This window comes from Sphingobacterium endophyticum (genome assembly GCF_009733535.1).
GTDB lineage: Bacteria > Bacteroidota > Bacteroidia > Sphingobacteriales > Sphingobacteriaceae > Sphingobacterium > Sphingobacterium endophyticum.
Map to the genome: position 1 here is coordinate 91,062 of NZ_SMMI01000004.1, position 12,045 is coordinate 103,106.

General features: G+C 34.4%; 11 protein-coding genes. 7 read left to right on the plus strand and 4 right to left on the minus strand.

Annotated features, from left to right (window positions below):
- Positions 1-106: 106 nt before the first annotated feature.
- On the minus strand, positions 107-2,485 hold the full coding sequence (locus E0Y80_RS06205) for an endonuclease MutS2 (protein ID WP_156306766.1): 2,379 nt from the start codon (positions 2,483-2,485) through the stop codon (positions 107-109).
- 3 nt (positions 2,486-2,488) lie between these two features.
- The gene (locus E0Y80_RS06210) at positions 2,489-3,217 is read right to left on the minus strand and encodes a DUF4296 domain-containing protein (RefSeq protein WP_156306768.1); all 729 of its coding nucleotides are present in this window, start codon (positions 3,215-3,217) and stop codon (positions 2,489-2,491) included.
- A 77-nt stretch (positions 3,218-3,294) separates the two neighbouring features.
- On the opposite strand from E0Y80_RS06210, the gene E0Y80_RS06215 reads away from it, so the two are divergent.
- The 5 genes from E0Y80_RS06215 to E0Y80_RS06235 are packed head-to-tail and all read left to right on the plus strand — an operon-like array spanning position 3,295 to position 7,716.
- Positions 3,295-3,984 (plus strand): YggS family pyridoxal phosphate-dependent enzyme, encoded by a 690-nt coding sequence (locus E0Y80_RS06215; RefSeq protein ID WP_156306770.1) that lies wholly within the window; start codon positions 3,295-3,297, stop codon positions 3,982-3,984.
- Positions 3,984-4,433 (plus strand): GNAT family N-acetyltransferase, encoded by a 450-nt coding sequence (locus tag E0Y80_RS06220; protein WP_197091500.1) that lies wholly within the window; start codon positions 3,984-3,986, stop codon positions 4,431-4,433. Before E0Y80_RS06215 ends, E0Y80_RS06220 begins: the two co-directional genes overlap by 1 nt.
- Positions 4,414-5,265: a DUF3298 and DUF4163 domain-containing protein gene (locus tag E0Y80_RS06225; protein ID WP_156306773.1), complete on the plus strand. Its 852-nt coding sequence runs from the start codon at positions 4,414-4,416 to the stop codon at positions 5,263-5,265. The genes E0Y80_RS06220 and E0Y80_RS06225 overlap by 20 nt, the downstream gene beginning before the upstream one ends.
- Before the next feature lie 5 nt (positions 5,266-5,270).
- On the plus strand, positions 5,271-6,539 hold the full coding sequence (locus tag E0Y80_RS06230) for an aspartate kinase (protein ID WP_156306775.1): 1,269 nt from the start codon (positions 5,271-5,273) through the stop codon (positions 6,537-6,539).
- Entirely contained in the window at positions 6,532-7,716 is a 1,185-nt protein-coding gene (locus tag E0Y80_RS06235) for a class I SAM-dependent methyltransferase (protein WP_156306777.1), read from the plus strand. The genes E0Y80_RS06230 and E0Y80_RS06235 overlap by 8 nt, the downstream gene beginning before the upstream one ends.
- A 5-nt stretch (positions 7,717-7,721) precedes the next feature.
- On the opposite strand, the gene E0Y80_RS06240 is transcribed toward E0Y80_RS06235, so the two are convergent.
- The gene (locus E0Y80_RS06240; protein WP_156306779.1) at positions 7,722-9,194 is read right to left on the minus strand and encodes a hypothetical protein; all 1,473 of its coding nucleotides are present in this window, start codon (positions 9,192-9,194) and stop codon (positions 7,722-7,724) included.
- Positions 9,195-9,707: 513 nt separating this feature from the next.
- Between E0Y80_RS06240 and E0Y80_RS06245 the strand changes: the two genes are divergently transcribed.
- Positions 9,708-10,856 carry a calcium:cation antiporter gene (locus tag E0Y80_RS06245; RefSeq protein WP_156306781.1) on the plus strand — a complete coding sequence of 383 codons (1,149 nt, stop codon included), beginning with the start codon at positions 9,708-9,710 and terminating at the stop codon, positions 10,854-10,856.
- A gap of 50 nt (positions 10,857-10,906) precedes the next feature.
- On the opposite strand, the gene E0Y80_RS06250 is transcribed toward E0Y80_RS06245, so the two are convergent.
- Positions 10,907-11,173, minus strand: a complete 267-nt coding sequence (locus E0Y80_RS06250; RefSeq protein ID WP_156306783.1) for a hypothetical protein — start codon at positions 11,171-11,173, stop codon at positions 10,907-10,909.
- A 122-nt stretch (positions 11,174-11,295) separates the two neighbouring features.
- Between E0Y80_RS06250 and E0Y80_RS06255 the strand changes: the two genes are divergently transcribed.
- Positions 11,296-12,003: an acyl-[acyl-carrier-protein] thioesterase gene (locus tag E0Y80_RS06255; RefSeq protein WP_156306785.1), complete on the plus strand. Its 708-nt coding sequence runs from the start codon at positions 11,296-11,298 to the stop codon at positions 12,001-12,003.
- The last annotated feature ends 42 nt before the right edge of the window (positions 12,004-12,045 follow it).

A 12,045-nucleotide genomic window follows, 5' to 3' on the forward strand; every position in this document is an offset into this window, starting at 1 on the left:
TTTAAACATACAGCCCCAAATCACCCTGAACCACAGAAAAATAAATTGAAAAACCTTAAACAAAAAAGGAGCCTTAAAAGCTCCTTTAATCTATGACAATTCCTGATTAATCTATATATGCATAGGTGATTCCATCTCCTCCTCTATCCGCATGCTCATCTTCAAACCTACTTACTTGATTATATTTCCTTAAATAGTCGCGAATAAATTTACGAAGAATTCCATCTCCTTTCCCATGAACAATTTTTAAGGACGGATAACCAATCATAACAGCCCTATCTAAAACCTTTTCAATCTTACCTAAAGCATCTTCAGTACGCATTCCTCGAACATCAACTTCAGGACTAAAATCCGCCACACTATCAGAAGTCACAGACTTAAATCGTTTCGCGGCATTCGATTTTTCCTTACCCCTTAACTTTTCAACCTTATTTTTTTTAACCACCGTCCTTAAATCACCGAGCGCCAGGATCAAATTATTTTTTGCAATTTCAATGACTTGAGCTTCATTCCCGCTGTCAATAATTTTGACCCAATCCCCCACCTCAACTTCAACGATTTCTTGGGATAATACATGCGGCTTCTTAACCTCTTTATGGGATTTCTCTCTTAAGCTTTCATTCGCTTGATGAAGACCTGCACGAAGTTTTTTAGTTTCTTCCTTATCAGCCTGTTTATTTTTAATCTCAGCTATCGTATGCTCAACCAACTTATTGGCATTTTTGATGATTTGTCTAGCTTCTTCTTTGGCATCCTTAAGCAATTGCTTTTTATTTTCCTCTAAATAACTTTGCAACTCATTCAACTCAGTCTGTTTCCCTAAAATTTCCCGTTCCCGAAGATTTATAGCCACTTTTGTATCATAAACTTCCTTCTTTTCACGCTCAAGATCCACCAATAGAGTATCCACTTTCTTTTGTTGCACACCAACCTTTTGTTTAGCAAGATGTATAACCTCTTTAGACAATCCGATGTTTTGAGCAATTTCAAAGGCATAAGAACTTCCAGGTTTCCCAGTTTGAAGTATATACAAAGGCTTCATAGCTTCATTGTCAAATAACATAGAAGCATTTTCAATACCTTCAGAATTACTGGCAAACACCTTTAAGTTAGAATAGTGCGTTGTAATAACGCCACGAATTTTCTTTTTATTTAGTACCTCCAAAACAGCCTCAGCTATAGGCCCCCCAAATAATGGATCGGTCCCAGTTCCAAACTCATCAATTAGTACCAATGTTCGGGCATTCGCAAATTCTGTAAAATGCTTCATCTTCGATAAGTGTGAACTATAGGTACTGAGGTCACTATCTATAGATTGGTCATCACCAATATCGGCAAAAAACTGCTTGAAAACTCCCAATTTCGAAGTTGTCTCACAAGGTATCAACAGACCAGATTGAAACATTAACTGTAGCAATCCTACAGTCTTCATGCATACAGATTTTCCTCCTGCATTTGGGCCTGACACCAATAATACACGATCTATGGCATCAATCCTAAGATTTAGAGGAACTACTGAATGATGTCCTTCAACCTTTGAAGACAGATATAATAAAGGATGCTTTGCATTGACTAAAAAAACTTCAGCTTCCTTGGACAGCTCTGGCATCTCAGCATCAATATCCAAAGCAAACAAAGCCTTGGCTCTTACAAAGTCGAGCTTAGTTAGCAAACTATGATAAGCAAATAACAAGGGAACATGAGGTCTAATCTCAGTCGTTAAAGCGGTCAAAATTCTTACAATTTCTCGTCTTCTTTCAAACTCTAAATCACGAACCTTATTATTTAAATGAAATACTTCTTCCGGTTCAATATATGCTGTTTGTCCAGTAGCAGATTCATCATGAATTAAGCCTTTAACCTTTCTCTTATTTTCAGCAAGAATTGGAATACATAACCTACCATCACGAATAGTCAGGCTACCGTCTGCTGTCCAGCCATTTTGTTGAGCCTGTTTATAAACAGAATCTAACCTTTTGCGAGCCTCTTGTTCAGCTTTTGATATTTGAGATGTAATCTCTAACAATAGCTTAGAGGCATTGTCTTTAATTTTCCCTCTTTCATCAATGATCTGTTCGATGCTTCGAAGGATATTCTTTTCAATAGGTAAATGTTCAAAAAGCAATTCTAAATTAGGATATTGCTGAGCACGGTCATTAAAATACCTGATTACAGCATAAACTGTCCGCAGAGATAATAGTACGCGATGGAATTCTTCTTCCAATAGGAAAGACCCTTCAACTTTTGCTTTTTCAATAATTGCTTTTATAGGATAGAAATGATCCACCGGAAGGGGTGCATCATGTACCAACAAATCTTTAAATTCATTAGCCTGCCTCAAGAACCGATCAATTAAATCCAATTTTACCTGAGGTTGGATTTTATCGACCATTTCTTTTCCGGCCTCACTCAAGCATTTAGCCTTAATGAGTTCTTTTATTTCTGTAAAGCCTAGCTTTTCTACTGCGTTTTGTGGATAAATCATTTTTTATTGAACTACCGTAGGTCTTTCCCTTGGCCTTTTGACCGGTTTCAACCTCTCATTTCTACGATTGAATGGTATTGAATCAACTTGTTCAACTGGTTTTATTTCTTCACCTTGATTATCTACTGGTAAGATTACTTGTGTAGAATCTGAAGATTTTGGAGGAGACGAAAGGTCAGGTGCAGGTTGCTGAACAGGCACCTTTTTTTCGAACAAATTCTTTTCCCAATAATACATTAAACCAACTGGTTCATAGAATCTCCTTGTCCTCTCTGCAATTGTAAGCTCTGTAGAATCTGCAAGTGCATTCATAATCATATTACTCACAGTAGCCAATTTATTTTGAAGGCGAGTTACTTTATTAACACTGTCTTGAGTATGGATATTAATTAATGAATCTCGGCTATAAAATCCTCTTTCTTTTTGTTCCAATCGCTTAACGACCTGATCGTAAGTTTTAGACGTTAAAGCAGGGTTGCCGAAATAATAATTTACATTTTTATTAAATGTCGTTGAATCAATTCCAAATTTATCAAAAATTTGCTCATAGAGCGGATCAATAACCTTTTTAGCACTATCAACGGGGATATTTGAAATATACCCATCAAGAATATGTACTTCGGTCATAAGCTCAACCATGTCTTCTTGAGATAATATACCTTCAGGAACATTCTTTTTGCAAGAAATGCTTATAAAAAACAACGGAAGTAAACCAAGTATTAATCGATGCATTTTGTAAATTTGTACAAAAATACGTAAAAGCTTGCATATAGCTTTGTTAATTTCATCAATGCGAATCCTTTTTCATCATGAGTATATCAAAGAATATTACAGAATTACAAAAAGAATTACAACCTATCGGGGTTACTTTAGTGGCTATTTCAAAGACCAAACCTAATGAAGATATATTAGAAGCTTACGGAGCTGGTCAAAGGATTTTTGGGGAGAATCAGGTACAAGATCTTGTTGAAAAATATGAATCCCTTCCTAAAGATATTGAATGGCACCTAGTTGGACACTTACAAACAAATAAGGTTAAATATATTGCTCCTTTCATCAGTTTAATACATTCAGTAGATTCATTAAAGGTGCTTGCTGAAATCAACAAACATGCACTTAAAAACAACCGGATAATCGACTGCCTATTACAGATATACATTGCAGATGAAGACACAAAATTTGGACTTGACTTTGCCGAAGCGGTTGAATTACTAAGAAGTGAAGAGTATCAAGGATTAAAAAATGTTCGAATCAGGGGTTTAATGGGTATAGCCAGCAACACTGAAAATGAAAAGATCATTAAAGAAGAATTTTATGAGCTAAAGATGTTATTTGATGGTATAAAAACTACTTATTTCCGAAAAGAAGAAAGTTTTGATATCTTATCAATGGGAATGTCTTCGGACTATAAGATCGCCATCGAACAAGGCAGCAATATGGTTAGGTTGGGAAGTACGATTTTTGGTCAACGAATCATCAAACATTACAAAGCGAAATAATGGGATTAGTCATTAGAAATGCAGTCAAAGAAGATTGCAGCAAGCTATTAGAGCTAATCAAGGAATTAGCACTCTATGAAAAGGCTCCTGAACAAGTTACCGTTAGTATGGAAGAATTTGTTGATTCAGGATTTGGCAAAAATCCAGTTTGGTGGGCTTTTGTGGGTGAATTTAATGGAGAAATCATCGGCATGTCCTTATTTTACATCCGTTATTCTACTTGGAAGGGACGTCGTTTATATCTAGAAGATATTATTGTCACAGAAAAGATGAGAGGAAAAGGTATTGGAAAAGAATTGTTAGACCACACAATTTCTTATGCTAAGGAGAATGGATTCTCAGGTATGATGTGGCAGGTATTGGATTGGAATACTCCAGCTATTGATTTTTACAAAAAGTATGACACAAATTTTGATGGAGGATGGATAAATGTTAATATCAATTTTTAAGACAAAGATTAATACAATTATATTTTCAACCCTGTTGATTGCGCTGTTTCTTTCATGTCAAAGCAACAAAACAGATGGTGCAAACTCGCATAGACAAAATATTTCTTCAAGAACAGACTCCCTTATTTACAGAGATACAGTAATCAGGGAAATCAGCAAATATTTTCCAGAACGAGATGGAGAAATTGACACAAGTTTTGTCAAGGTCTCCTACCCTATATTCCAAGACAGTGCGATGAATAAACACGTATTTGAAAATATTCTATTGGAAGGAGAAACAACTATAGATCAGTATATTGACAATTTTTTGGAAGGATATGGAAATTTTGTTGAAGAAAACAATGTAAAATATCCAATTGCATGGGAAAAGTCTACTGATGTATTTGTTGAAATGAACAATCCCTACCTAATCATGTTAAGTAATATCACGTATGAATATTCAGGAGGGGCTCATGGAAATAGTTTTACACTTTGGAATGTATACGATGCTCATAATTATAAGAAATTAGCATTGAATACATTTATTTCTGAAAATAAGATGAAAGAATTTACTAAAATTGCAGAGAGATTCTTTCGTCAGGAGGAAGGCCTAACAGACACAACCAGCCTTGAGAGTGATTATTTCTTTGAGAATGACACTTTTGCTTTAGCAGCTAACTATGGTATTTCAAAAGAAGGTATTATGTTTTATTATAATCAATACGAAATAAAGCCATACTCTGAAGGACCTACCCTATTAACCATACCATTTGAAAATATTCAGGATTGTATGACTGAAACAGGGAAGAATTACATTAAAAACGTAAAAGAGTATTATAATTCAATTCAGTAGCATACATGCAGGTATTTAAATTTGGTGGAGCCTCCGTTAAAAGTTCAGATAATATTAGGAATGTAGTTTCCATTGTAGAAAAATATAAAGATTCCTCTTTATTGATTGTTGTTTCGGCTATAGGTAAGACTACGGATAAACTTGTACAAATAACAGAGAGCTATATCAAAAGGGATGGTGAATGCTTTAATCATTTGGAGAATTTAAAGCAGGAACATTTTAACATATTGCATGAACTTTTTCCAGATCATAACCATCCGGTATATGATGATATAGCAAATACCTTCGTTGAAATTGAATGGATATTGGAGGAAGAACCACAAGATGAATATGATTATTTATATGATCAAATCGTTTCCGTGGGTGAGCTATTATCCACTAAAATTGTGGCGGCTTATTCAGCTTACCAAGGTTTGCCTACGCAATGGGTAGATGCTAGAAATTATATTTTAACAGATAATACCTACCGGGAAGGAAAAGTTGATTGGGAAAAAACAGAAGATAAAATACGGAAGGAACTTCCTAGCATTTTAGATGATCAAATCATCGTAACACAGGGTTTTATAGGTTCAACATCGGAAAACTTCACCACTACTTTAGGTCGAGAAGGGTCTGATTATTCTGCCGCAATTTTTGCAGCTAGCTTAAATGCAGAAAATATTACAATATGGAAAGATGTACCTGGGGTATTGAATGCTGACCCAAAATGGTTTGATCAAACAGAACTAATTCCCGAATTATCCTATACGGATGCCATCGAACTTACGTATTATGGTGCGACAGTTATACATCCAAAAACAATTAAGCCCCTCCAAAACAAAAAGATAACGCTTAATGTTCGCTCATTTATTAATCCTGAAGAACCAGGAACTCAGATAAAAACAACAAACCAGACTTTACCTGTTCCTTCATTTATTTTTAAAGTCAACCAGGTTTTTATTAATATACAACCAAGAGACTTTTCATTTATCGTAGAGGACAATTTGAGCCATATATTTGATTCTTTTCATCAAAACAGAATTAAGATTAATATGATGCATAACTCCGCGATTAGTTTTTCTGTAGCTGTGGATGATACAGGTGAAAATGTGCTGAATTTATTAGAACAGTTAAAGAAAAGATATAAGGTTTCAGTAGCTGCTGGACTAGAATTAATCACAATTCGCTACTACAATCAACAAACAATAGATCGGGTATTGGTAAATAAGGAAATTATTCGCGAACTTAAGGATAGTTACACTTGCCAAATGCTTGTGAAAAATAAAGATGAATAAACACATTTTAGAGAAGGATGTTCAACTGTACATTAAAGCTAATCGGGAAAAATCACCCGCAGAAATAGCTTTAAAGAAAAGTCCTTTTACGCATGTGAGTTCAGCTGAATTAGCTTCCCAGATCGATGGTTGGCAACGTAGTGTAAAGAAATTACCTACCTGGGCAAATAGCGATGGTATTTATTATCCTGATAAAATCAATCTAGAGCAATGTTCTTCAGAACACACGGCCTTAATTAAACAAACTTTTATCGCAAAAGGTAGTCGAGTTATAGATTTAACTGGAGGATTCAGTGTGGATAGTTGTTACCTGGCTCAAGAGGCAAAAGAGGTTATACATTGTGAAATCAACGAAAAATTATCAGAAATTGTATCCTATAATGCCTCAATTCTTCGTGTCCCCAACCTTGTTTGTAAAGCCTGTGATGGTATCGAATTATTAAAAAATTGTCCCGACAACTCATATGACTACATTTATGTGGATCCATCTAGACGAGTAAGCCTTACTAAGGTATTTTTGTTAGAGGATTGTGAACCTAATATTGTCGCTAATCAAGATTTATTTTTCAGGAAAAGTAAATTCATCATCAGTAAATTATCTCCGCTATTGGATATTAGTACTGCAATTTCAAGTTTGAACCATGTACGCTATGTATATGTTATTAGCTTGGACAATGATTGCAAAGAGCTGTTATTTATACAGGAAAGAGGATACATTGGTGAAACGAAGATCAGAGCAATTCGCTTATTTGCTGATCAATTACAAAGTTTTGAATTTACCTATAGTGAGGAGCGTGCAACATTAAGTAGGTTCCTTATGCCTCAATATTATCTATATGATCCAGATGTGGCAATAACCAAAGCTGGTGCCTTTAAATCCATCGGGAAGGCCTATGGATTAGGCAAAATCCATCAACATGCACATCTGTATACCTCCGAACTGCTGCAGCCCGATTTCCCAGGAAGGATATTTAAAATTGAACAGATCCTTCCCTATTCAGCTTTGAAAAAAAATAACCCTTATAAACAAGCGAATATATCCATACGTAATTTTCCAGAAAAAGTAGAGGTAATTCGAAAAAAGCATAAAATAAAAGACGGTGGCAAAATTTACTTATTTTTTACCACCGACATCAATAATAATCTTATCATCATTGAATCCTCAAGGATTCAGTAATTCTATTATTTTTTATACTCGCTTAATCCAAGTCTTTGTGCGCTTGTATTTCCTGGTTGAGCAATATAATCCGGAAGTTTTGGATTTTTAGGATCATTATCTGGTCTACAATCGTCGCCTCTCAATTTACAGATTGAATAAAAAAAGAAATCACTAACCATCTTAAAATGATTCTTCAACCATTCACTTTGCCCTTTTTTATTAATTGGATTTGTGGCCACTTCTAAACCTTTATTGATTCTTTCATTAATAGCAGCCTCATTAATGTACTTATCTAAATCCTGAGGAGGATTTTTATCCAAGTTAAAATCATCATTAATTTTCTTTAGATCATCATACCTGCCTTCCCATTTTTTGATATCCTTATAAGCATTTTGTAATTCATCTAAAGAAAGTGTTGTTTTATCTTTTAGCATTTGATCTAAGTTGAACTCCTTAGCCCCTTTTAAAACATCATTAACGAATTCCATACCCAAATCCACATATTTACCATCCCAAGGATAGGTTTGTTTTTCCATTCCTGGACCTTCCAAAGTATAGCTTTCAATTTTTTGAACATTGGCAGTATATTCCCCTAACTGTACTGGAGTACCATTATCTTTATAATTGACCTGAACCCGATATCCATCATTCTCATAGGATGAAATCCTGTTCTGTGCATCATACGAAACATCGGCATATCCTGGCCTATATAGGCTGACATCTGATGTCGAATAGGATTGGGGATCAACTTTAATATAATAACCGGAATTAAGATATGACCACTTACCCTCATCAATGCTAATGCTACCCACTCCTAGTGGTGGAGCACCAACCTTCACCGCTAAATCCTCTAATTTATCAAAACTCATCTGAGCAGATTGCATTTCTTGCCTTAATGAAGCATAGGTATTCATTAAACTCTGCACTTCAGAAGGAAGGTTGCTTTCTACGATATCCTTTACATTGATTTCCATTAAAGCAATATCCTTTAATGATAACAGAGGTTTTACCCGAGCTTGGAAGTCTGCAGGATAAGAGGTGAATTTGTTGCCAGCCTCAATTCCCCAAATTAAGGTCTGAACATCAGATTGACTGATTTTTGGATTTTCTGCAGATTTTTCGAGAATGGAAATGATCAATTTCTTTTGTGTTCCTTCAAAATTAGCTAACTGATATCCTGATCCTATTGAAGGACCATAGGTTCCAGCGTGCAAGCAATAAGATCTTAATGTAGTTTTATAATATCCGGGTTTCAAGGAGAAACTCGAAATTGTATCAGGGGTCCGTCCAATAAGCTGGTCATTCATCCAATAAAAACCAGTTAATGTATCTTTCAGCGAAGTAGAAACAGCTTTTCCAGGTTCCCAGGTTAGCGATTTTGAGATGCTCTTAGCTCCTTTTTTAACTTTATTAAATAAACCATCAAGGTCTTGAGCCACAGCAAAATTTGATAAAAATAAACTCGTAAGTAGAATTATTCTTAGTCTTTTTAACATTGTTAGTATGATTTTGTAAACTAAGGTAAACAATTTAACCAGGTTATTATTGGCATAACTTTTAAATTTTTATCCCTCTCTTTTTGAAATTTTAGAAATACCGAATTAGTTAACAACAGATTCTGAATTTCATCATCTTGATACTCAGATAAATGAATAAATGTATGACTTTCCTTATCCTGAAACACCGAGTATCTAAATCTGTTCTGGTCAAAATTTTTAAATTCTGCTAGGAACACCGAAATTCTCCTTTTATTCTCGATTTCATAATCCTCGTTTACCTGGTATTCTACTTTAACAGCGAACATAATTCTTTTTTTAAATTTATATAAAACCAAACCTGACTGATTATATAAGATGAGTTTGAACTGGTTCAAAAATATAACCAAAAATGACAAGGGTTTGTCAGGAGCTGCTTTTTAACATATGTAAAAAATTATTCTATCAAAATTGCGGATTTTTGCAATGTCAAAAATAATTTTCAAAGAGTTACACATTTGGTTAAGGAAATTGATGGAAAACATTTTAACAAAAAATACAATTATTCGATTAGGACTAGTTTGGTTAATCGTGCTTCTGTTTATGTTTTTTGGAAACCGTATCGAAACATTTTATAACCATAATTTAGTGGCTGCAGTAATATTTATTTTGGTACTCATAACGATTATTGTTGCTGCATTTGGAGTAGTTAAGGAAGCGGACATACTTGCCCATAAACTTGGAGAACCTTATGGTACATTAATACTAACGTTATCAATTGTCTCAATAGAAGTTATTTTGATAACGGCAATGATGTTCGGGCCAGATGAAAACCCCACTATAGGAAAAGATTCCATATTTTCTGTCATGATGATCATTATGAACCTGGTGCTTGGTTTATGTATTCTTGTCGGTGGTATAAAAAATCGTGAACAGGAGTATAATGCACAGGGAACTTTGACCTACCTTTCGATGATTATAATGCTAGGAGGTTTGTCGATGTTGTTACCAAATTTTATCGAAGGAAAAGGTAATGGTGAATTCAGCCCTACTCAAGCGGTCATTATTTCAGGATTAATTATCGTGTTATATGCTGTTTTCTTGTTATTCCAGGTGAAAACTTATAGGCATCTCTATATTCAGCCTGAAATCGGTAAAATGGAAATTAAATTCGAAAGAGCGCTAGAGTTAATTAATTCCGATCATCATAAAAAACCTCAAATAAAAAGTAAAGAGATAATTTTACGTAGCATTGTTTTGTTAGCAACGATACTACCCATTGTACTTTTATCACATAATTTGGCGGTCCTTGTAGACTTAGGAATTAAAGAAATGAGCTTGCCACCATTTTTAGGGGGAGTACTTATTGCAATAATTGTATTTACTCCGGAATCTATGACTGCAATTAAAGCTGCTATTAACAACGAATTTCAGCGAACTATTAACTTATGCCATAGTGCTTTTGTGTCGACTGTAGGGTTAACAGTACCCGCAGTCTTGATTATTGGTTTAGTAGCAAATAAAACCGTATTATTTGGATTAACCCCTACGGAAACAATCCTATTTATAATTACATTGATTTTGAGTATGCTGTCTTTTTCGGGAAAAAGAACAATCCCCATAGTTGGGATTATGCATTTAATATTGTTCGCAGTTTTTTTGATGTTGATCTTTTATCCCTAATTAAAACGCAAGATAAAAATCATTCCAGCGCAAAAGCGCTGGAAACTATTTTAATATTCTATTTCTATTAATGATTTTAAAGGAATTAAAATTCCGTGTTTAATCTGAATATACTTATCCGTTAGGGACCATACCGTCGTTTCGATACGTTTTGGTCCATCCTCCGTATTGAAAACGATAGTAGTCTTCGATTTAAACTCATTACCTAAACGCACTGCACCTTGTAGTTTGTTAGAAAATTGGGAGGTTTTGTCAATTTCGGCGGGGATAAATCTGAATTTATCTACGTCTTCTTTTTCAATTAATGTTCCTGTCATTCGTCAATCAATTAAGAGGTTTATAAGGTTAACGTCAATTTAGACATTAATATATATTTCAGCAAGATTTTAAGGCAGAATATTAAATTAGTTACATTTGCGTTATATTCAGAACAACATAAATGGGCATATACGAAAAGGAATGGACATTGAATTTCACGCAATGTTATCCGAATGGACAATTGAAATATAGTGAACTAAATAATATTCTTCAAATTACAGCGAGCGAACATGCAGAAATCTTAGGCTTTGGTTATCAAGCTATGTTTGACGTAAGGCAATCATGGGTTCTAAGCCGAATGCTGATGGAGATTGATCAGTTACCCAAATATACTTCAACCATCAAGGTTAAAACCTGGATACAAGATTTCACAGGAAGTAGATCCATCCGTAATTTCGAGGTGATTTATAAGGATGAGGTTATTATTTCCGCAAGTAGCCTATGGGTTGTATTCAATATTAAAACTCGAAGAGCAGATATATTTGCATTAAGGACCGATCATATGGAGTTTTACAGGGATAAAGTATCTACGAAACATTCTGTTGAGAAGGTCGAGGGAAATGTTGATTTCAACTTGTTAAGCAATTATAAAGTTAAATTGTCTGATTTAGACATTGTTAACCATGCTAACAATGTCAAATATATGGAATGGTGTTTTGATGCAATGGATCCAAAATCAATTTTGAAAGGTTCTATTAAAATGCTAGAAATGAATTTTTTAAAGGAACTAAATTATGGCGATGAAATTTCAATCCTAGAATTTGAGGATAGAACATTTTGTATTCAAAAAGATGGTAGAATACATTTTCTAATGCGAGTCTCGAAATAAAAAAATCCCCAATGTTTTGGGGATTTTTTTATTTTACTGGCA